Source organism: Limnoraphis robusta CS-951, from assembly GCF_000972705.2.
In genome coordinates, this window is sequence record NZ_LATL02000284.1 from 1 (window position 1) to 22,722 (window position 22,722).

At 40.8% G+C, this 22,722-nt stretch carries 15 protein-coding genes; 13 read left to right on the plus strand and 2 right to left on the minus strand.

Annotated elements, in window-relative coordinates; all coding sequences use genetic code 11:
* Positions 1-698 precede the first annotated feature (698 nt).
* Positions 699-1,220 (minus strand): DUF4330 domain-containing protein, encoded by a 522-nt coding sequence (locus WN50_RS23995; RefSeq protein WP_046282182.1) that lies wholly within the window; start codon positions 1,218-1,220, stop codon positions 699-701.
* 356 nt (positions 1,221-1,576) lie between these two features.
* Between WN50_RS23995 and WN50_RS24000 the strand changes: the two genes are divergently transcribed.
* From WN50_RS24000 to WN50_RS24040, 9 genes are all read left to right on the plus strand, one after another.
* Positions 1,577-6,781, plus strand: a complete 5,205-nt coding sequence (locus tag WN50_RS24000; protein WP_046282181.1) for a response regulator — start codon at positions 1,577-1,579, stop codon at positions 6,779-6,781.
* A gap of 234 nt (positions 6,782-7,015) precedes the next feature.
* The gene (locus tag WN50_RS24005; RefSeq protein ID WP_046282180.1) at positions 7,016-7,867 is read left to right on the plus strand and encodes a DUF4231 domain-containing protein; all 852 of its coding nucleotides are present in this window, start codon (positions 7,016-7,018) and stop codon (positions 7,865-7,867) included.
* Between the two features lie 163 nt (positions 7,868-8,030).
* Positions 8,031-8,903: an MBL fold metallo-hydrolase gene (locus WN50_RS24010; protein WP_046282179.1), complete on the plus strand. Its 873-nt coding sequence runs from the start codon at positions 8,031-8,033 to the stop codon at positions 8,901-8,903.
* A gap of 457 nt (positions 8,904-9,360) precedes the next feature.
* Complete coding sequence (locus tag WN50_RS24015; RefSeq protein ID WP_046282178.1) at positions 9,361-9,864, plus strand: hypothetical protein; 504 nt, start codon at positions 9,361-9,363, stop codon at positions 9,862-9,864.
* Between the two features lie 48 nt (positions 9,865-9,912).
* The gene (locus tag WN50_RS24020; protein WP_046282177.1) at positions 9,913-11,031 is read left to right on the plus strand and encodes a YcjF family protein; all 1,119 of its coding nucleotides are present in this window, start codon (positions 9,913-9,915) and stop codon (positions 11,029-11,031) included.
* Between the two features lie 366 nt (positions 11,032-11,397).
* Positions 11,398-11,520 (plus strand): isochorismate synthase, encoded by a 123-nt coding sequence (locus tag WN50_RS24025; protein WP_425354838.1) that lies wholly within the window; start codon positions 11,398-11,400, stop codon positions 11,518-11,520.
* Between the two features lie 478 nt (positions 11,521-11,998).
* Positions 11,999-13,132, plus strand: a complete 1,134-nt coding sequence (locus tag WN50_RS24030; protein ID WP_049561016.1) for an RNA-guided endonuclease InsQ/TnpB family protein — start codon at positions 11,999-12,001, stop codon at positions 13,130-13,132.
* 448 nt (positions 13,133-13,580) lie between these two features.
* Positions 13,581-14,060, plus strand: a complete 480-nt coding sequence (locus tag WN50_RS24035) for a TM2 domain-containing protein (protein WP_046282432.1) — start codon at positions 13,581-13,583, stop codon at positions 14,058-14,060.
* A 56-nt stretch (positions 14,061-14,116) separates the two neighbouring features.
* On the plus strand, positions 14,117-14,992 hold the full coding sequence (locus WN50_RS24040) for an SDR family oxidoreductase (protein ID WP_046282431.1): 876 nt from the start codon (positions 14,117-14,119) through the stop codon (positions 14,990-14,992).
* A 187-nt stretch (positions 14,993-15,179) separates the two neighbouring features.
* Here WN50_RS24040 and WN50_RS24045 read toward each other — a convergent pair whose 3' ends face one another.
* Complete coding sequence (locus WN50_RS24045; RefSeq protein WP_046282430.1) at positions 15,180-15,386, minus strand: hypothetical protein; 207 nt, start codon at positions 15,384-15,386, stop codon at positions 15,180-15,182.
* Positions 15,387-15,549: 163 nt separating this feature from the next.
* Between WN50_RS24045 and WN50_RS24050 the strand changes: the two genes are divergently transcribed.
* The 4 genes from WN50_RS24050 to WN50_RS24065 all read left to right on the plus strand — a co-directional run.
* Positions 15,550-20,130 (plus strand): two-partner secretion domain-containing protein, encoded by a 4,581-nt coding sequence (locus WN50_RS24050; protein WP_072075635.1) that lies wholly within the window; start codon positions 15,550-15,552, stop codon positions 20,128-20,130.
* Between the two features lie 498 nt (positions 20,131-20,628).
* Complete coding sequence (locus WN50_RS24055; RefSeq protein ID WP_046279869.1) at positions 20,629-21,132, plus strand: DNA-processing protein DprA; 504 nt, start codon at positions 20,629-20,631, stop codon at positions 21,130-21,132.
* Positions 21,133-21,149: 17 nt separating this feature from the next.
* Positions 21,150-21,575, plus strand: coding sequence for an MAPEG family protein (locus tag WN50_RS24060; protein ID WP_200906348.1), 426 nt, complete (start codon positions 21,150-21,152; stop codon positions 21,573-21,575).
* A gap of 173 nt (positions 21,576-21,748) precedes the next feature.
* A partial coding sequence (locus WN50_RS24065; RefSeq protein WP_049561021.1) for a transposase occupies positions 21,749-22,722 on the plus strand: 974 nt, incomplete at its 3' end.

Sequence of the window (22,722 nt, forward strand, 5' to 3'; positions counted from 1 at the left end):
TTACAGAGACAGAACCTTCAAACCTTGAACCGGAAATAACTCCTGAACCAACAGAAGTTCAACCAGAAGGAATGCCCAGTGGGTTCGAGCAACCGTTAGAAGTTGAAACTCCTGCTGAGTAGTCAAAAGAATTGATGAATTATAGCAATGACCAGAGAGCTGTTTACCAAAAATTGCCGCACACGCCCCTACCTTCAGGTATGGGGATATAAGGCTCTTTCTAATGCTATAATAACTCTACTGGCAGGGTATTCAACCAGTTGAAAAACCCAGCATCTAATCGATGCAATGAACCTTGAAAACTTAAGGTACGGGGTTCTTGCTCTGAATGCTTTGGCCATATAAAACCTTAAAGCACCAAGTACAGAGAATCAAGCATTTTTTTCTCAAGTACGGTAGGGCATACCGAAACTATCTCTGAAATGAGATGAACGACTGGGGAGACTCACCCCAAAGAGCGTTGATTGGGAAACCAGTTGGCTTTAAGGGTTGTCAATGAATCAGTAATCCAAAGCCGTGAGGCTTGGAGAATCCCCTTTCTTTAGAAATGGGGAGTATGTCAAAACTTCTTCTTTGTGTTTTTTGTGTCTTGGTGGTTAAATAAGGCTTGATCCTTGTAAAGAGACCAACGCTCGATCAATAAATTTCAACCCTATCTTAAAATAGGGCGCAAACCGAGTGCGCCCCTACACAGCGTTTTAACTTTTTACCCGCACATCAATCACGGTGGCATTGAAGTTATAGTTTTTACCTTCGAGTTCAACCGTTGTGCCGATTTTAATTTTAATATTCCCCAAAACAGGCCCGCTATCTGTGATTTGACCGTTTCCGACTAACGTCATTAAGATATTATGGCTGTAGGTGTACTCAGCAGTCGGGTCAGGTCGAGCTTTTGAAGTGCCATCGGGTTGAGCAACCGGGATGAGTCGGGGTAAAACTTCAAGGCTTTTAATATTTACCTGTCCGTAGGGTTGATTACGGATAATCAAATTTGTCTTTTCGTTGGCTTTGATCATTGCGTTGGGGTCACGTCCCTTTAAACCTAGAGCAATTACATCAACTTCTACAGGTTTAGTGGTAACACCCACCTGAGCCACAGAACCGGATGTTCCCGGATAGAAAAATATTCCCACAATCACTAACAAAATCACAAAAGCAGCACCGAAATCTAAAATGCTGACTTTTCCAAACAGGCGACCTTTAGAATCTAAAATATTCATCAAAAAAGTGGCAGCTCCTTGAGAGATCTGACACAACAGCAGTCGGGGAGCAGTAACCCACTGTCAGTTGTCAGTTGTCAGTTACTATGTTACACGTTACGGGTTCCGGATAAATCTGAGAGATTTGCAACTAAGAGGTCAAAATGGTAATAGAGGGTCACTCTCAATTGGAGATTGGCTTGGCTGTCAGGCTTACTGGGTTAACTCAGTATTTTCCTCATCTACAATCCCTTTGTCCTGGAAACTTGGAGTCAAACCCAACAGCTACGATCACCAATACCTTCTGATTTGTTACTCAATGCGTTTTTACTGTTCTAACTTAAGATTCAACCATCGAGCACCTCCCACCGCCCCCTATGTTAATTCCCTCTATCTCTCAAGCGATTGATCGTCATCCTGTTACCACAAAACCAGAAACGCCTGTCGAAGAGGTGATTCAGCTTATGAGCAGCACAGGTGCGAGCTATGTGCTAGTGATAGAGGAACCTGTTGCTCCCGCTACGAATCCGTCTCTGTTGGGCATCTTTACAGAACATGATATTATTCAGCTCAACTCTATTGGTGATTCTTTGAAGGGTTTTCCGATTTCACAGATTATGATTCGTTCTGTGATTGCTGTTCAACAGTCGGAAATTCCGGATGTTTTTTCTCTGTTTTCTCTGTTCAATAAACACCAGATTAATCATCTGCCGATTTTGGATGATTTTGGGGGATTGTTTGGTCTGATCACACCGTTGCATCTGCTGAGACTGGTTCAATCTCAATCCTCATCTGCTGATAAAAATAGCTCTAATTCTTCCAAGTTTTTAGCAAATTATGACAATAATTTCAACTCTAATAATTCGATTATTCAGCCGATTGTACTGCCCGATAATTTAATTAAAATTGCTCAAATATCGGCTCATGCTATTCGCATTGTTCATGCTCCTCATCACGCTTCAGTTAGTTATCTGACCCAGTTAATGTTTCAATATAAAGTTAACTGTGTGGTGATTACAGAAACTGTTTCTTCTAATCGAGAAACGTCTTCGGGTTTTACGGGCGAATCTCAGTTTTCTCGAAAAAATACCAGTAAGTTAAAAGGAATTGTTACCAGTCGTGATATTATTCAAGTGCAAGGATTGGGACTTGATCTGAGTCAAATTAGAGCCAGTGCGATTTGTAATAAGCCTCCTTTACTGGTGCGATCGCAGGCTGCGGTGCAATCGGCGCTGAGTTTAATGCAAAAATATTATTATCAACTGCCTTTAATTGTGCTTGATGAGAGTGGTTATCCGATTAATATTATTTCGCCTCGAACGATTCTATTGCAAATCCTTTGTCCGAAATCGATGCACTCGACAATTTTAAGTTTGCAACAGCAAATTCAACAGATGAAAGCAACGATTCAAAGGTTATCTGAACCTGCAAAACTAGACGCTAATTCTATCGGAGAACTATCAAATTTAACTTCATCTGTTAATCCCGATGGATTGTGGGATTGGAACTTAAAAACACAGGAGGTTTTCTATTCAACACCCTGGAAACAAATGTTAGGCTATCAAGACCCTGAAATTTCGACTAAAGTTGAAGAATGGTTAGGTCGAATTCATCATAAAGATTTGAAAGCGGTTCGTGCTACTCTCAAAGAACACTTCGCAAAAAAAACAAACTCTTGTGTTCTGAAATATCGGATAAAATGCAAAGATGGTCGCTATAAGTGGGTATTATGTCAAGCACAAACAATCTGGGCAGAAAATGGTGAAGCGATTCGGATGATTGGCAATCAGACTGATATTAAATCGAGTCAAGATATTGTTGAAAACCATCGAAACACCTCGCAACAACTAGAGTTTAATAGCCGTCAAAAATCCGTTTTCTTTCAATTAAATTATCAAGGTCAATTAACGTTTGTAAATGAAGCCTGGACTCAACAAACCGGATGCTTGGTTTCTGAAAGCTTAGGAACTGAATTCATTAATTATATTCATCCCGATGATCACCTGAAATTTACGTCTTTCTCTCAAGGGATTTTGAGAGGGGAGTTAGAGTCTATCAACGAGGAATTTAGACTGCAAAATGCCTCTGATTATTCAGAAAAATCAGAATTCAACCCGGATCAAAATGCTTCCCCCTATCAACGAGTTTTACTCTCAGCCTGTGCAGTCTGGAATAGCGAAAATCAGGTGATAGGAATAACGGGAACCCTCAACCCCTGCATCACAACTTTAGCGATTTCTGAAGAACTTAATGAAAAATCGCAAGTGATTCGCCAATTATATGAAATTGCGATTAACTCGGAGGCGAATTTTGAAGCTCATATCAATCAACTCTTGATTATGGGATGCGATCGCTTTAAAATGGATATTGGTTTATTAGGCAGAGTTAGAGCGGATCGTTATGAAGTTATTTCGGCTTATTTATCCCAAGATTTCCCCTTCGGGTTTACAAAAGGCGATACTTTTTCCCTCGAACAAACCTTTGAATGGGAGGCTTTACGTTCAGAGGATGTTGTCTGTATAGAGTCGATTAAAAACTCACCTTGGAAAGATCACGAAGCCTATACAATTCGACGCTTAGAAGCTTATATTGGCACCCAAGTTAAGGTAGAAGGACGAGTCTATGGTACCCTCAGTTTTATGAGTCGGAAACCTCGCTCATTATTCCAGTCTATTGATCTCGAAATTATCAAACTGATGGCCAGTTATATTGGAAGTGAAATCGCTAGGGAAAATTCACAACAAGATTTGCAGCGACAGAATCAATACTTATTATTGATGAAGCAAATCACCCAAAAAGTTCGTTCTAAGTTAGAAACTCAGGAAATATTTCAAACAACGGCGACACAAATTGGTCGGGTTTTTGGGGTAAATCGCTGTTCGATTTATACTTATATTCCTCAACCTTATCCTCATCTGGCTTGCGTGGCTGAATATTTAGAAGTCGGCTATGAGTCTACCTTGAATTTAGAGATTTCTGTGAATTATAATCCCTACATTGAAAGACTACTCGCTGAAGATAAAGCCGTTGTTTCACCAGATGTATTTGCTGATTCGTTGTTAGAATCATCAGCGCCTATGTGTCGGCGTATGGGATTAAAATCAATGTTAGCAGTTCGCACGTCCTACAATAGTGAACCCAATGGCATTATTATGTTACATCAATGCGATAGTTTACGACAGTGGACGGATGAAGAAGTTGAATTTTTAGAAGATGTTGCGAGTCAAGTCGGTTTAACACTTTTCCAAGCCAAACTGTTAGAATATGAAGTTAAAAGTCGTCAACAATTAGCGGATAAAAACAAAGCCTTAGAAGAAGCCAGACTCGCCGCAGAAATCGCTAGTCGTGCTAAGAGTGAATTTCTCGCCACCATGAGTCACGAAATTCGTACACCGATGAATGCGGTAATTGGGATGACGGGATTACTTTTGGATATGAACCTAAATGCGGAACAGCGTGATTTTGTTGAAACCATTCGCACCAGTGGAGATGCTTTGCTGACGATTATTAATGATATTCTCGATTTCTCAAAAATTGAATCCGGTAAATTAGAACTCGAACATCAGCCTTTTAAGCTGCGAACCTGCATCGAAGAATCTTTAGACTTGCTTTCAGCTAAAGCTTCCGAAAAAGGCTTAGAATTAGCTTATATTATCGATCCGAATACGCCAGAAGTGATGATTGGAGATGTGACTCGCTTACGCCAAGTTTTAGTTAATTTACTCAGCAATGCGGTTAAATTTACCAATCAAGGTGAAGTGATTGTCTCGGTTACTTCTACGGTGGTGATTCCTGAAGCCGTGAACAAATCAGAAGCTTCTGTTGTAGAAACGGTAGAAATCGAACCCTCTTCATCTCCGCCTATTTATGAAGTACAATTTGCAGTTAAAGATACCGGAATTGGGATTCCTCCTGATCGAATGCACCGTTTATTTAAAGCCTTTTCTCAAGTGGATGCGTCCACGACTCGACAGTACGGCGGAACGGGTTTAGGACTAGCAATCAGTCAACGTTTGAGTGAAATGATGGGCGGACAAATGTGGGTTGTCAGTTGGATTCAACCCGAACAAAAATCCTCAAAATCTGAATCTCTGATCTCTAGCGTGACTGGAAATCCACCCGCGTCATTTGAAATCCCTAATTTGGATTATACCGGATCTATCTTTTATTTTACCCTAAAATCATCAGCCATATCAACTTCATTATCTGATGAATTTGCCGATAAATTATTCACCGGAAAACAGGTTCTGATCGTCGAAAGTCATGGAGTCAATCAAACGGTGATCACTCGACAAGTCAAAGCTTGGGGTATGAACCCCATTGTTGCAAAAACTGGAATTGATGCCCTAAAATCGATTCAAGAAAATCCTAGCTTAGATTTAGTGATTATCGGTATTAATTTGCCGGATATTGACGAAATTGAACTCGCCCGTAAAATTCGTTTACTCGAAAAAGATTTAACCCGAAATAATCCCAAACGACAAGCTGTTCACTTAGTTCTGTTTAACTATGCGAGTAACACTAATATTGTCAAACGCATCGAACGTACTAATATTAACTGTGCGGGATTCGTTAATAAACCCCTGAAACAATCTCAGTTTTATAATACATTAGTTCAGATTTTTGCCGACAGTGAAACGATAGAAAATTCCTCTCCCTTCAAACATCTCGATGAGTCTGGGCCACTTAATATTCCTCAACATCACGCCGCTTTACGCATTTTACTCGCTGAAGATAATGTTACCAATCAAAAAGTTGCCACCAAACTATTACAAAGATTAGGATATCGAGCGGATATTGCCGGGAACGGCGTGGAAGTATTAGATGCCCTCAAACGACAACCCTATGATGTGGTTTTAATGGATGTACAAATGCCCCAAATGGATGGTTTAGAAACTTCCCGTCGTATCTGTAAAGAATATGGCGATGGTAGCGATGAACGCCCGAGAAAACCTACAATTATTGCGATGACAGCTAATGCGATGCGAGGCGATCGCGAAATGTGTCTGGCTGCGGGTATGGATGATTATGTCACAAAACCTGTTCGTCGAGAAGAACTCGCTCAAGCCTTAGCAAAATGTCAACCTTTATATCCCCTTACGCCTGAACATATTCCCCTGGAACAACACTCATCAAATAACAGCTATTCCTCACCTGAAATGACTAACACACCCAACGAAAAACCCCTTGCTGATGTTCCTTCTATTGATGCTAAAATCTTGCAAAACCTCCGAGAATATGATGATGAAGATGAGCCATTTGTTAATATTTTAATTGAGACTTATCTCAATGAAGCCCCTCAACATCTCGACGGAATTCGGACGGGGGTTCAGTCTGAAGATGCAAAACTTATGAAAGAATCGGCTCACACCCTAAAATCCAGTAGCGCTCAATTAGGTGCGATGAAATTTTCTCAACTGTGTAAAGAAATGGAATATATGGGACGGATGGGAATGGAAACGGACTCAATAGAAATTGAATGTTTTGTGTCGGGAACTGCGGCTCAACGACTCTTAGAAATTGAAGCGGAATGGCAAAAAGTCGAAGCGGCTTTGCGTGAAGAAATCACAATAAAAGAGTAAAGAAAATATCGACAACCCAGAAAAATAGACAGATTGGATATGACGGTTTTCAAGTCTTTTGAGGTACAACTGCTATACACCGTTAAAAAGGTTCTTACTCAAAATACTTGATTCAGCATCTTGATTTGAGTTATAACTGAAATATCTGAGGGTTGATGAGTCTATTTTTTGGCTCATCTCATCTTCATTCTTCGGATAATTTTCAACGCTTCAAAAGTTTACAAAGGAGAAATTATGGCAAACTTAGACGCCATGAGTTCAGTGGAAACCCCTGCCAATCAAGCCTTGAGTCAAGACGATCAACTTCCCGGAATTTACCTTTTCCTCAAGATAGTTGAGTATCTGATCCTGGCAGCTTCTATTGGTACTGTTATCTTGTTATTTGTGCTAGGAGAAGATCGACTCCGCATCTATGCAGCAGTTTTTACCTCTCTATTCATTTTTCTGTTTCTCACCAATGGCCAATTGAGGCAGAATTATCAAAAAAGTGCAGTTGAGTCTAAGTTAGCTCAACATTCCGAACTATACAATTATATGTATACACCGGAAACAGACGCTTTCTCCTCGAAGGCCTCCCTACAATTATCCAGAAAAAAGGCATTAAAATATTCTATGGAGTTGATTGAAGATTACAAAAAAACCAGGGATAACTCCAGAAATATCTATTACGTTTCACAAATTGCTACGATTATTCTCTCAGGTGTGACACCGATTTTAGTCTTGCTAGAACGCTTAGATTCGGGTTCAGGCTGGTTAAAGTGGCTTCCCGTGCTGTTTCCCGCATTAGCCTCCATTGTTACCAGTATCGTCACTTCTTTTCCCTTCCAAGAAACTTGGATCGCGGCTAATAAAACTGTTGAGTTATTAGAAGCAGAACAAGAGAAATTTATCTTAGGAATTACTCCGGCTTATCGTTGCTACGATATCAATGACCCTACCCAACGACAACAAATGGCGAAAAAAGCCATTGAAAACTTTATTAGTCAGGTCAACAATATTCATCTCAAGCAACTGCAACAGGGGGGTTCAGAGCAGCTAGAAACGGAGAAAAAAGAGGAAAATAAATCCGCTTCTCCAGTCGCTTAGTAAGTTATAGCTCACGTTTAACCCATTGACTCTGTATAGACGCCCTCAGAGGGCGTCTCTAACTATTTGAAGAGGATTTTACTTGACATTTTAGATAAAATATGTATATGCTCAAATATATAAACTCATAACGAGTATGAGTTAACCAGCAAGGAAAAGGACAATGGCTCAACTCAAACAACGTCGCTCCGAAAACCAGAGCGGTAACTTTTACGTCGATCAAAGCTGTATTGACTGCGATACCTGTCGCTGGATGGCGCCGGAGGTTTTTCATCGAGCAGGTGAACAGTCAGCCGTGTATCATCAACCGAGTAATGAAACCGAACAACTCCGAGCAATGCAGGCGTTGTTATCCTGTCCGACTGCTTCAATTGGTACGGTCGAAAAACCCCATGATATTAAAATTGTACATCAAAGTTTCCCCCTTTTAATCGAAGATAACGTTTATCATTGCGGCTACCATTCTGAAAGTTCGTTTGCTGCGGCGAGTTATTTTATTCAACGCGAAGATGGTAATATTCTCATCGACTCCCCTCGGTTTGCGCCGCCACTCGTTAAGCGTTTAGAAGCATTAGGAGGAATACGTTATCTCTATCTCACCCATCGGGATGATGTCGCCGATCATCAAAAATTTCACGATCATTTTGGATGCGATCGCATTCTTCATACTGATGATATCACTGCTGACACCCAATCGGTAGAAATTCAACTTTCGGGTTTTGAAGAGATCGAATTCGCTCCCGATCTATTAATTATTCCCGTTCCCGGACACAGCAAAGGTCATACAGTTTTACTGTACAATCACAAGTATTTATTTACAGGTGATCATCTTGCTTGGTCAGACTCGTTAAATCAACTTTACGCTTTTCGTCGCTACTGTTGGTATTCCTGGTCAGAGCAAATTAACTCCATGAAAAAACTAACAAATTATTCCTTTGAGTGGGTGCTTCCTGGTCACGGACACCGCCATCATACTGATAGTATCACGATGGAAAAACAAATGCAAGAATGCGCCAGTTGGATGACCCAAAATTAGAGGGTTTAACCCAGAAACCCGGTTTCTCACAGAAACCGGGTTTCTTTCGGTTAACGGTAAGCCTAAGCCATCACAACAGTTATAAACCTATTTTGACCTCACCCCTTCCCCTCTCCTAGAAGGCGAGGGGTTTTTGTATTCCAACCCATCACAACCCATAGACCCCAAAAATTAACTGTCGGATCGGTTAAACACTATTTTTACCTGATCCCTTTCATACCTACGTGATCTTCACAAGTTTGAGAGTATTCTAAAATTTTTTATTTTTCAGTGGTTGTACGGATGACAGCGAGCAATATTTAGTTTTAAACTAGACGCATAAGTTTAGTTAGGGGAAAAAGACAGGTTTTTTCTGAAGGAGACAGCAAAAATAATTTTGCTAAAAGACTGTATTGATTATCGTTACTTTGCCAGATTTTTCTCGATTCAGAGTTCTTGTATACACAAGCAAAATTTGATGAATAAGAAAGAAATTCATAACTTGATTGATGCTAATCAAGAGTATTCAGACTTTGGACGTTTGTTGTATCATCGAGAGCGCAAAAATAAGAAGGTCTTGCATTACTCAGTGCAACTGAATGATACGGAGTCATTAGCTTGGGAACCTGTTCATAGCGATCGCCAAAAAGATAAAGGTGAAATAGACATTTGGAAAATTAACAAGCATTTTCACCCCGCTAAATACGTTCATCATTGGTCTAGAAATAACATGACTCGGGCTTTGCATATCTCTGTTGATGAGTTTCACAAAAATTGGCAGTATGAACTCTTTCGATTTAACTGTGAACACTGGGCGCGTTTAGTAACAACAGGTGATTGTCGCTGTTTCCAAATTCACGAATTTAAGAAATTGCAGAAAATCCCAGTGGCTGGTTTAGCTATCGTTGGTGTTGCAGGCTTTGTAACAGGTGCTTGGGAACATAATGGCTATGCACAAAAGGCAATTACTAAAGGTCTTTAGGTTGGGTTTTGTACAAGATAACTTTTGGAATTTAGAGAATCAATTCAGATGAATTACACAACAGCACAAAGTCAAGAAGTAGATATCAGTAAAATTCTCGAATTGGCGATGAAAACTGCTATAAATTTACGCGGCAATGTCAATCTTTTAATAGCGGGTAAAACAGGTGTTGGTAAAAGTACCTTAATTAATGCTGTTTTCCATGAAAATCTAGCCGAAACAGGTCAAGGTAAACCGGTCACACCCACTACACGAGAGATTAAAAAAGAAGGTTTCCCCCTAACAATTTTTGATAGTAGAGGTTTGGAGGTTGCCAAGTACAAAGAAACAATTTGTGAATTAGAAAACCTAATAAAAGAACGTTGCAATCATTCCGATCCCAACCGCCATATTCATATTGCATGGGTGTGTATTTGTGAAGATATCCGACGGGTTGAAGATGCAGATAAAGAGCTTGTGGAAATGCTCAGTCGATATGTACCTGTTGTTGGTGTAATTACTAAAGCCAGAGCAGATAATGGCTTTCGATCAGAGGTACAAAAAGAACTTTCTGTAGCTAAAAATGTAGTTCGTGTAAGAGCAATTTCTGAGCAGTTAGATGATGGTCATTCGCAACCTGTTATGGGTTTAAAAGAATTAATTGATATAACTATGCAAATCGTTCCAGAGGGGCAAAGAAATGCAATAGCAGCCGCTCAAAAAGTCTCTCTTCGAGAAAAAGTCAAACGCTCTCATGTAATTGTAACTACCGCAGCAACGAGTGCTGCTAGTGTGGGTGCTATTCCCATACCATTTTCTCATGCTGTAGCTTTAGTTCCTATACAGGTTACAATGTTAGCCAGTATCAGTGTAGTGTTCGGTTTAGACTTAAGCCAAGCATCTTTAGGAACACTCATCTCTGGTGTAATTGCAGGAGGGTGTAAACTAGGAGGTAATATGTTGCTCAGTGGTTTAGCGAAACTGATTCCGGGTGCAGGTAGCCTTGTCGGTGGAATTTTAGCAGGAAGTACGGCTGCGTTGCTAACAACACTTTTTGGAGAAGCCTATATTGCTGCTTTATGGGCTATTTTTTCAGGACATCCTGATGCTCAACCGACACCACAGGAAGTAGCAGAAACTTTCAAGACAGAACTATCCAGAAAGAATTTCCTTTCCCTCTCAAAATAGTTAACTTTCATCAGTTAAACTCCCAGAAACCCGGTGCGCGATAAAGTTACCGGGTTTCTAAAGACTTCAGTTTTTATACTGAAAAATAATATTGCGATTCGTTTCAATTGTTGCTAGAACTTAACTCTTGTTATTTTTACTTAACACGGTCTATCCTGTAGGCATTTCCAACCCTCATTCAGTCGGTTAACCGTCCCTAAAACAGTAACACAACTTAAACGATTGTAAATATTCTGTGATTGAAAATAAATGTTGCAAGTTCACACAATCACTGTTATTTAGTTTATTATAAAAGTGTAGAAGATCAATATCAATTGACAGAGACAGAGGTGAACAGATATGAATATTCTTCATGCCCTTGGAAATATGGTTGTTTATGTCTCCGAAGCTGCTGCTCGCATTTTCAGCCCCAGCGACGACAGTTATCCCATGATTGGTGTACAGCCCTTTGAAGGTATTCCGAATCACGATTATAAATGGGAAGACTAATCTCAAAAGAAGTGAATTTCAGTGAATTTAAAATATAGTCTGAGTCAATATAAACCCTCAACCTGCACGTTGTAGGAGAGGGTTTAATTGTCTTTTAATACAACCCGTTTAAATAGAAATTAATCCGAGATGACTCATTCGCCCTAGCCCAACGGTTGGGGCTTTTTTTGGCTGTCTCTATTTAATGAGCAACAAGATATTAATAGTCAATTATCCGTCCTTGTACAGACAGCCATCTCAGTGCGATCATTGAATTATGTAATGCTTGCCAAGCATAGGAAAATTCACCACTAAGACAGGAAGACACTAAGATTTGCTTCTTGACTGTTCTCTGTGTCGAGCGTGGTTTTTCTGAGAGGGCTTTTCCGAGTAATGAAGCTGTCCTAACTTACCAAGAGAAGCAGGTTTAGAGCAAGGTCGTTTACGACGGATTATTTTTGTGCTACAATAGTTTATCGTGGCTTGATGCCGATAATCTATGCTTGTGTATGAAATGAAGCTGCAAGGAACACAATACCAGTACAGAAAGTTAGACGAAGCTATCCGTACTGGTAGGTTTGTTCGCAACAGCATCATTAAAGCATGGATAGACGGTCAAATCAAAAGTCGTAACGATGCTTATACCTACTGCAAACTACTGTCAGACAACCCGAGTTTTCCCTGGGTAAACCAACTCAATTCTATGGCTCGACAAGCCCACGCAGAAAGAGCATGGGCATCCATTGAACGATTTTATCAAAATTGTCGGAAAAAAATACCAGGTCGAAAAGGCTTTCCCCAATTTAAAAAGTACCAAGTCCGAGCATCAGTTGAGTACAAAACATCAGGCTGGAAACTTTCAGAAGATAGACGTTATTTAACGTTTACTGACAAGTTTCAAGCAGGTACATTTAAACTTTGGGGTAGCCGAGATTTACACTTCTATCAACTCCAACAAATTAAACGGGTTAGAGTGATTAGAAGACACGATGGGTATTATGCTCAATTTTTAATCGATCATACCAGAGAGGAAAACAAAGAACTCACAGGAAAACAAACTGGGCTAGATGTAGGTCTTAACCATTTCTACACCGATTCTTTTGGCAATCAAATAGACAATCCCCGCTTTTTCAGGAAAGACGAGCGACGTATTAAAAAGCTGCAACGTCGCTTATCTCGAACAAAAAAGGGAAGTCAAAACCGCTCAAAAGCCAGAAATCGTTTAGGTAGAAAATATCTTAAGGTTTCACGCAGACGTAACGATTGGGTTTGTAAACAGGCTCAACACGTCATACAGTCTAACGACTTGGTAGCGATTGAAAATCTACGGATACGGAACATGGTTAAAAACCATCATTTAGCCAAGTCAATTAACGATGCTGCGAGGGTTCGATTTAGAGAATGGTTAGAATATTTTGGGAGAATTTATGGGGTTCCGGTGATCGCCGTTGAACCTGCATACACATCTCAAAACTGCTCAAATTGCGGTGAAAAGGTTGTCAAAACTCTCAGTACGAGAACTCATAAATGTCCTCACTGTGGGTATGTAGCAGACCGAGACGAAAATGCCGCCAAAAACATTCTAAAATCTGCACTCAAACAGTTATCAAATCAAGAAACGGATAAGAAATAGATTAACGGATTAACTTGACTGTAAAACGCATAAATCTAGGCTTCTCACACGTAGCTTAATCCGTTTTTCCGCTTAATATCTGTTTTGAAAATACCGTCGGGCAGATGGAAATTAACGCCTCCCGAGAGACTGACCTCTGCTTGGACGGGGAAACCCAATCCTTGTAAGTCAACTCATAGAAAGAGGAAGCCCAAATAGTGATGTTTGGAATCTCCGTTGTTTACGACGGAGAGGATGTCAAAATCGCACTGCTGTAATCATTATAAGATCTCACACTGGACTTTAAATCTTGAATTTTCGTTGACAAACTGGGTTGATGGGTGACTGTTGGCTAAGATAGAGTTAAGTTCGCTAAACTTATATTTAATCAATTTTTGGGGAATTCCCCTTGTCGTTTTTATGTTGTCGGGTTGAACGCGATCGCACAACCGATCTTAAGGGAAAATCAATGAATAAAGTTGGGATTAGTTATTTATTGTGGGCGGCTTGTTTTGTTAGCCCGTTTCATGGACTGCACCGTTTTTATAATGGCAAAATTGGCACGGGTTTGTTGTGGTTGTGTACCTTTGGTTTATTTGGGTTTGGGCAATTTTTAGATTTATTTTTGATTCCGGGGATGGTAGACGAACAAAACGCCAAAATTCAAGCCAAATTGGGCGTTTCTAGTACAGGTGTACCTTTGTACTCATCCACCCCTGCGGTTACTTATAATATTACCCCAACCACTCAAGAACAATTGCGAGTCAAGCTCTTGAAAGCGGCTGCAACCCGAGGCGGTAAACTATCCGTTACACAAGGCGTCATGGCGACAGGAGCGAGTTTTGAGGAAGTCGAAAAAGTTCTCAATCAAATGCTCAAAAGTGGCTATGTAGGAATCGGAAATCATCCAGAGACGGGAATTGTTTTATACGACTTCCATGAATTATAGCTCGAATATTCGTTAACATATTCCTGTACGGGTTTTGCGTAAAAGGACGAACAATCATGTTTCTAGTAACCGGAGCAACAGGTGGACTCGGTAGCCGTATTGTACGCCGCCTACGCCAACAGGAAAAAGAAGTCCGAGGGTTTGTGCGGTTAACCTCTCGGTATTCTGAACTCGAAAGTCGTGGGGCGAATATTTTTATCGGAGATTTAGAACGAGATAAAGATATCTACAAAGCCTGTCAAGGGGTAAAATATGTGATTAGTTCGCATGGTTCGGGAGGGAAAGCCCAAGCAATTGAATATCGGGCTAATATTGAATTAATTGATGCAGCCAAAGAAGCCGGAGTTGAACATTTTGTGTTTATTTCGGTATTGGGTGTTGATCGCGGTTATGAAGATTCACCTGTTTTTAAAGCCAAACGAGAAGTCGAAAAGTATTTACAAACCAGTGGTTTAAATTATACCATTTTACGTCCTTCTGCCTTTGCTTCCAGTTTATTACCTCTAGCGGAACGGTTCAAACAAACGGGGATTTATTTGTTAATTGGTGATGCTCAAAATCGGACTTCTGTTGTCAGTACCGATGATTTAGCACGAATTGCCATTGATTCGGTTTTTGTCGAAGCCGCTCAGAATAAAATTTTACCCGTTGGTGGGCCAGAAATTATTAGTCGGGGAGATATTCCTCAGATTTTTAGCCGTGTTTTTAACAAAGAGCCAATTATTATTAATCCACCACTTTTTTTATTTGATGGGTTACGCAGTACAATCGGTTTATTGAATGCTGATGCAGAGAAGAATTTAGGAACGTTACGAGTGTTATTGGGAAATGAATTTTTCTGTACTCCCGAAGAAATAGACACTTTAGAACTGATGTTTGACATGAAGATGGAACCCTTAGAAAGTTTTCTCCGTCGTTACTTGGGAGCTTAATTTTTGAGGTTTAGGGTTCATGGCTAATCTTTTAAGGTTAGCCTTTTTCAGATTTCATCATCAAATCACTATCCCAAAAAACTCTACAGAAAACATCAAGAAAAAACCTTCGTGTCTTCGTGTCTTTGTGGTCAGTTTCTCCACCAAAAAAGTCAATCCTGTGTGATTTAAAATCAAAATACTAGATTCAGCTTAACTTTAACGCACTCACTGGCACTTCATCCCAAGACTCAACAGTTCTCATCTGCGCTACCCAACCTTGTTGTTTTTGAGTTTCTGTCAAGTTTTTATCAAAAGATTCGTGACAGGCTTTGGCTTGTTCCTGATCACAACAAGCAATACAAGAATAAATTAGCCCAGCCGGATCAAGTTGTTCGTTAATCCAAATTGTCATTTGTAAATCTTCCTTGAGTCAGTCTAATAATGGAACTCTTTATATTGTATCAGAAGTCAGTAGAGATGTTGACTCAAATCCTCCCCATTCATTAATTTGATAAACAACTTGAAAGTTTTGCTGGTAAGCTCTATAATCATCTTACCCGGAAAAACCAGGATTTATGAACCTTCTAAAATTTCCTTGTCTACCAACAATCCTCCCAACTTCCGTTGCTCTAGCAACACTGTACTCGGTTATTAATATATTACCAACTTCAGCACAAATAGTCCCCGATAACACATTAGGTTCAGAAAACTCTGTGGTTACTCCTAATGTTAACATTCGCGGAATTAATAGCGATCGCATCGATGGGGGTGCGGTACGGGGGTCTAACTTATTTCATAGTTTTCAAGAATTTAATATCAGAGAGGGACGGGGAGCCTACTTTTCCAACCCCGATAATATTATCAATATACTAACTCGCGTTACTGGGGGAAATATCTCAGAAATCCTCGGAACATTAGGCGTTTTGGGGAATGCCAATTTATTTTTAATCAATCCTGCGGGAATAGTCTTTGGACCAAACGCCAGGTTAGATGTAGGCGGTTCATTCTTTGCCACAACTGCCGATGGTATTTTATTTGAAAATGGCTTTGAATTTGCAGCCAGTAACCCGGAAGCACCGCCATTATTAACAATAAATATGCCGTTGGGTTTGAATATTCGAGAAAATCCAGGCGCTATTGTTAATCAAGCCGCACCCCAACTGGTTCGACCCGATGGAAATCCGTTAAGAAATGATGCAGGATTTCTGATTCCGCAAGGCTTAAATGTTCCGAAGAATCAAACCTTAGCATTAATAGGCGGAGATGTAATATTTGATGGAGGCGTTGCAATTTCTCCGGGTAGTCGAATTCAATTGGGGGGTTTATCTGAACCGGGAATTATTGAATTAACAAATGTAGGGGCGAATGGCAATACGCCCATTCTTCAGTTTCCCGATAATATTCAACTGGGAAATGTTGCGTTAACCAATGAATCTCAAATAAATGTTCGTGCAGATGGGGGTGGAGATGTTAATATTAATGCAAGGAATGTTGAGATATCCGGTGATAGTATTATTCGAGCGGGAATTGATGAAGGTTTAGGGTTTCGAGAAGCACAAGGCGGAGATGTTAATATTAACGCTCAAGAAAATGTTTTGATAACAGGTACAGAAAGTTCGATTAGAAACGTTATTGATTTTGATGCAATCGGTCAGCCTGGAAACATTAATATAACGGCTAATTCACTCAGAATAGATAGTGGAGCGTTTCTCGGTACGACTCTTTTTGGACAAGGAAATGCAGGAAATATAATGGTAAAAGCCGCATCCGTTGAGATAACAGGTACTTCTCCTGATGGTGAGTTTCAGAGTTCTTTTGTTGCTAATGTCAATGAAGCAGGCGAAGGTAATGGAGGAAATATTTACATAGAAACCGGACAATTACGATTAACAGAAGGAGCAAGAATACAAAGCAGTACCTTTGGACAAGGAAATGCAGGTTTAGTATCAATTTTTGCAACGGATTCTGTTGAATTATTGACTGGTAATATTTTTAGTAATGTTGGAGAAGGTGCAGTAGGAAATGGTGGAACAGTTGAAATTAATACGGGGAATTTATTGTTGTCTAGAGGAGCGCAAATTATTACTGACACTTCCGGTGTCGGAAATGCCGGAAATATAGCTGTAAAAGCTGCATCCGTTGAACTAACCGGAACTTCAGCAGAGGGCGAACTTACCAGTGCTTTTTTTGCTGATATTAATGAGACAGGGATTGGTAATGGAGGAAATATTTACATAGAAACTGAACAATTCCGATTAACAGAAGGAGCAAGAATTCAAAGCAGTACCTTTGGACAAGGAAATTCGGGTTCTATATCGATTTTTGCAACAGATTCGGTGGAGTTAGCAAATAGTGATATTTTCAGTGATGTTGGAGAAAACGCTGTGGGAGATGGAGGAAATATTAAAATTGAGGCACAGAACATCAACTTTTCAAATTCTATTGTAGAAGGCGAAACTTTGGGAACAGGTAATGTTGGAAATATTATTATTAATACAGGAACTTTGGTCGTTCGAGATGGTACTGATATTCAGCTTGATGTTAGCCCAGAAGCAACAGGTTCAACGGGGAATATAATCGTTAACGCTTCCGAGTCTGTAGACATAATAGGAGTTTCACCGACTGGCATTAGGAGTCGAATCAACACCCGGACACTTGGTAGTGGTAATGCAGGAAGCGTTATTATCAATACTCCCAGATTAGCCGTTCTGAATGGAGGTACTATCTTTGCGAATACCTTCAACACCGGACAAGCAGGAGATGTGATTATTAATGCTTCAGAATCAGTTGAAGTCAGTGGAGGAAGTCCCGTTCAATTTGATCTAGATTCTGTTGAATTTGTTATAGAACCTTCCATTAATCCTGAAGATATAACTGCATCTTTTAGCAATATATCAACAGGGAGTTCTCTTTTAGAAGGAAGTGCAGGAAGTGTTTTCATCACGACAAATAAACTCACAATTCGAGAGGGAGGAAATATCGGAACTTATACTTTAGGAAGGGGAAGTTCAGGTTTGGTACAAGTCAAAGCCAATGAAGTAGAGATAGCAGGACAGTTGAATATTGATGGACGCTCCTCAAGAAGTAGCTTAGATGTTTTTACAAACGGTACAGGAACCGCAGGAACTCTCAATTTAGAAACCGGACGATTAACCATTCGAGATGGAGGTCAAATATCAGTGACAAGTGTGAACGGCAGTAGCGCAGGTTCTATCAATATTCAAGCTTCTGTTGTTGAATTAATTGGAGATGGAAGGTTTTCTAGTGTAATTGGAGAAAGAATACTTCCCAGTCAAATTACTGTATCGATGAATAGGATACCAGACGAAACATCTCCTAATACAGAATTTAGCGGTAGTAGCGTGGGAAGTATCACACTCGAAGCAGACCAATTAAGAATTCTCAACGGAGCAGAGATATCAACTTTTTCAGGGGATGTCGGCAGTTCGGGTTCAATAGATATTCGTGCCAATACTCTCGAAATTAGTGGTAGGGGAACTCGAACGACTACTTCATTCACAGGAGAACCATCCACATGGGGTAGTCGGATTTTTGCTCAAGCGGGTAACGGAGGCAACACCGGAGATATTTCAATTACCACACAAAGATTAATCGGAATTGATGGAGCATCAATGAACACTTTTAGTTTGGGAACGGGTTCTTCAGGTTCAATTAGTATACAAGCTCAAGAGGTGTTATTTGATGATCAAGTTGATATTTCTAGTGGAACGTTTGGTGCGGGTAATGGAGGAAATATTACCATTGAAACAGAACAACTTACAATGCAGAATAATTCTAGAATTTTTTCAGGAATTAGTTTACCCATTGAATCAGAAAATACTACTGTTGAAATGCCACCAAATCGTCGAGGAGGAACAGTCTTCATTAAAGCCTCGGATTCAGTTTTTCTTGATGGGGAAGGAACATCAATTAACACTGGAGTCAGTGAAGAAGGAGGCATAGGAAACGGAGGCAATATTATTATTGAAACTGGAGATTTAACTATAAGTAATAAAGTTTTATTATTTACAGGAACAAGTGGTATTGGAGATGCGGGGTCAGTGAATTTACAAGCCGAAACTGTTGAATTAATAGGTGGTTCTTCTATTGGTGCAAGAGTTTTTGAAACGGGGGTTGGAAATGGGGGAACGATAACTATTGAAACCGAAAATTTAACACTTCGTGAGCAAGCTCAACTATCCACATCAACTTCAGGAAAGGGGGATGCAGGTTCGGTGAACTTACAAGCCGAAACTATTGAATTAATAGGTGGTTCTTCTATTGGTGCAAGAGTTTCTGAAACGGGGGTTGGAAATGGGGGAACGGTAACAATTGATGCAGAAAGTTTAACGATGAGAAATCAATCTGCTATTTTAGTAGGTAGTCAGAGTAGTAGAGGTAATCCCGGAAATCTAGAAGTGAATGCTTCCCAAGTTCGTTTGGAACAAGCATTTCTATTCGCAGACTCAGTAACAGGTGAAGGCGGAAATATTACTATCAATTCACCGGATATTAGCGTGCGGCGTCAAAGCGCCATTTCTGCCGCAGGAAGTCAAAGCGGTCAGACGTTTGATGGTAATATTGATATTAATTCCAATTTTTTAGTATTGTTGGAAAATAGCCAAATTGTTACCAGCGCGTTTGACCCAACGGGAGGGAGCAATATTAATATTCGTCCTTTGGAAAGTGCCGAATTAGCAGTTTTACAATCTCAAAATAGTATTATTAATGCTGCTGGAGAACTTTCTATTGATGATACTCTCAATTTTGACCCGCCAGAATCAACGCAAGTTGAAGTGGTTGACCCGGCGGCATTAATCGCTCAAGACCCCTGCAAACAGAGAGGAGACAGTCAATTTATTATAACGGGACGAGGCGGTATTGCATTCAACCCAACTCAAGATTTATTTGCAGTTCCCGAGTTAGAATTGTCTCTGATTGAACCTGTGACTCCTTCAGTTAATCGTTCCTCCCAACGTCGTCAACAAACAAAAAAACGAGATAATAATCCTATTGATTCTAGAACCATTGTTCCGGCGAGGGGATGGATAAGAGATGAGAAAGGAGACGTTATATTAGTGGGTTATGACCCAACAAAAACGGGAGTTCAGCGTCAACCTCAACCTCTCCCAAATCAATGTAATTCTGAGGAATAAAGCGATTTTCAGCTAATTAATAATGAACTTGTTTCTGATATGCCGAGGGCTTCTTGGTGAAATGCCTGTCTGACCGGGGGAAGCCGACAGTCCGGGGTGATGCAGCGCAAAGTCCGATCTTGCGGGCAGACCCCGCGCCACCTGCGGGCGCCAGCGCAAACTCGCGACTTGGCGGTTTCCGTCGAGAGCGCGAACTTGCGGCCCGGCGGTTTCCGGCGAGACTTAGTTCGCAATCTTAGCGAAGTTTGCAAGAGAGGGAATGCTGCCCAAGACAGGCGGAAACCGCTCGAGAAGGAACTTTGCAATCTTAGGAACGAAACATTAATACGGTTTATACCGTGTTATATCAGTTTTCGATAGCAGATTCACAGCCAAGAAACCACCGGGAACGGGTAACGCCCCAGTGCCAAGTCTTAAGATGATTTAACCAAGATCGAAAAATGGCTACTTGTTTGCTACAATCTACAGGGTTGTCTTGCTATACGATTAAGAATATCCTTGAGCCAATCTATCGATCTGCCCAGAGTAGATGAATTTCTAGAAGAACTCGCAGCTATCCAGCAAACAGGTTCCAAACGAATTGCTGTGCTGGGATCTCGTCATGTTCCCCTGACTCATCAGAATCTCATCGAACTGATGACTTATGCGCTGGCATTAGGGGGAAATCACATTATTACATCGGGTGCAACGGGTACCAACTCAGCCGCTATCCGAGGTGCAATGCGAGCCGATCCGAATTTGTTGACGGTTATTTTACCTCAAAGTATGGATCGTCAACCCCGAGAGTCTCGCGTACAACTCGAACAAGTGATCCATTTAGTCGAAAATCCTAAAGGGGATACCTTGTCTCTAGCTGAAGCGAGTTCCTTGTGTAATCAAGAGATTATTTCTCGCTGTCAACAGTTGATTTGCTTTGCTTTTCACGACAGTACCACCTTACTCAGCACTTGTGAGGAGGCGGAAAATCAGCGCAAAATTGTCACATTGTTCTACTTTGATTAGATGAGGAAATAGGATCAATGGGGATTTTGCAACTGCCGACTGAGGCAATTCTAATAGATGCAATTTTTGTTGCTTTTTTGTTGGTTTATCTGCCTTTTTTTGTCGTCGGTTATGGTCGATTACAAGTTGGCTATGATATGAGCGCACCCAGAGCCATGTTTGACAAACTTCCCCCTTTTGCTCAACGGGCGACTTGGGCGCACCAAAACTCTTTTGAGGCGTTTATGCTGTTTTCTGCTGCTGCATTATCCGCCTATGTAACGGGACAGGACTCACAATTAGCATCCGCCAGTGCGATGATTTTTGTCGTGGCTCGGCTATTCTATTCTGTGTTTTATATTTTAAATATTCCCCTCGCCCGTTCTCTGATGTTTGCAGTGGGTTCTACTTGTATCTCTGTTTTATTCATTCTGAGTTTACTCACTGTTAATCCTTGGGGTTAGTTGTCATCTAGATTTCAACGAAAGCGCGGGAGTCCCCACGCTCAGTGAAGCGTAGCGAAACGGCGTGGGGAGGAATAGCGCAGCAATTGAGGGACTCGATGCCCCGAAAATTGCTACTTGACAATCCAGTTTCACCTTCGTTAAGCTAGAAAACATTTCGTGAAGGTTTATCCGTGAAGCAAGTTGTGACCGCCAAGTTCAAATTAGACCTGTCTCCAGAGCAAAAAGAAGCTGTGAGACAGGTCACTTTGGCTTATCGGGATGCACTGAGCTACGCTTCTCGGGTAGCCTACGCCAACAACAAACTGAGTAATGGAACGAAACTCCAGAAACTCGTCTATTACGACATCAGGGATTTATTTAAGCTTCCTGCCCAGATGTCGTGTAACGTCCCTCGCCAAGTCGGTGCAACCTACAAAACGCAGTGGACAAAATTCAAACAAAACCAGCAAGCGATTAAAGACGGGAAGACGAAGAAACTGTTTAAGGGGTTAGAGCACCCTTGCAAGTTTTCTTCCCGAACCTGCACCCTCAATTACCAACGAGATTATTCCTGGAAAAAAGATAATCAGGTGAGTTTAGTTACCCTGTCAGGTCGCATTGTTGTTAAATATTCTGGCTACAACAAGCACATTGACTGGATTAAACAGGGAGCAAAAATTGGTTCCGCCAAAATCTACTATACTGCTTCATCGAGAACCTATTACTTGTTAGTCAGCTTAGAAATAGACTTGCCCGATATCGACCCCTACACCATTAAACAGGTGCAAGGTATCGATGTCGGGCAACGTTTTTTAGCTGTGTCCGCCAAAACAGACAACAGCAGTCAGTTCTTTTCTGGTAAAGCGATTAGACATAAAGCTAATCGCTATCACAAAACCAGGAAATCCTTGCAGAGGAAAGGCACTCGGTCAGCCAAGCGCAGATTAGTTGCGTTATCTGGCAGAGAGAGACGGTTTACCTCTGACGTGAACCACCAAATCAGTAAACAGATTACTCAACCTCACAGCTTAATTGGATTAGAGGATCTTTTGCACATTAGAGAACGAACTCGTTCTAAATATGGGAAAAAAGCGAGTAAGAAGCAGCGCAAGGCTAATCGCAATAAAGCGAAGTGGTCTTTTGCTGAACTTCATTCCTTCATTGA

Bases quoted from the DNA above. Each gene is read 5' to 3' on its own strand.
- WN50_RS23995 (WP_046282182.1), bottom strand. From the start codon at position 1,220: ATGAATATTTTAGATTCTAAAGGTCGCCTGTTTGGAAAAGTCAGCATT.
- WN50_RS24000 (WP_046282181.1), top strand. From the start codon at position 1,577: ATGTTAATTCCCTCTATCTCTCAAGCGATTGATCGTCATCCTGTTACC.
- WN50_RS24005 (WP_046282180.1), top strand. From the start codon at position 7,016: ATGGCAAACTTAGACGCCATGAGTTCAGTGGAAACCCCTGCCAATCAA.
- WN50_RS24010 (WP_046282179.1), top strand. From the start codon at position 8,031: ATGGCTCAACTCAAACAACGTCGCTCCGAAAACCAGAGCGGTAACTTT.
- WN50_RS24015 (WP_046282178.1), top strand. From the start codon at position 9,361: ATGAATAAGAAAGAAATTCATAACTTGATTGATGCTAATCAAGAGTAT.
- WN50_RS24020 (WP_046282177.1), top strand. From the start codon at position 9,913: ATGAATTACACAACAGCACAAAGTCAAGAAGTAGATATCAGTAAAATT.
- WN50_RS24025 (WP_425354838.1), top strand. From the start codon at position 11,398: ATGGTTGTTTATGTCTCCGAAGCTGCTGCTCGCATTTTCAGCCCCAGC.
- WN50_RS24030 (WP_049561016.1), top strand. From the start codon at position 11,999: ATGCTTGTGTATGAAATGAAGCTGCAAGGAACACAATACCAGTACAGA.
- WN50_RS24035 (WP_046282432.1), top strand. From the start codon at position 13,581: ATGAATAAAGTTGGGATTAGTTATTTATTGTGGGCGGCTTGTTTTGTT.
- WN50_RS24040 (WP_046282431.1), top strand. From the start codon at position 14,117: ATGTTTCTAGTAACCGGAGCAACAGGTGGACTCGGTAGCCGTATTGTA.
- WN50_RS24045 (WP_046282430.1), bottom strand. From the start codon at position 15,386: ATGACAATTTGGATTAACGAACAACTTGATCCGGCTGGGCTAATTTAT.
- WN50_RS24050 (WP_072075635.1), top strand. From the start codon at position 15,550: ATGAACCTTCTAAAATTTCCTTGTCTACCAACAATCCTCCCAACTTCC.
- WN50_RS24060 (WP_200906348.1), top strand. From the start codon at position 21,150: ATGGGGATTTTGCAACTGCCGACTGAGGCAATTCTAATAGATGCAATT.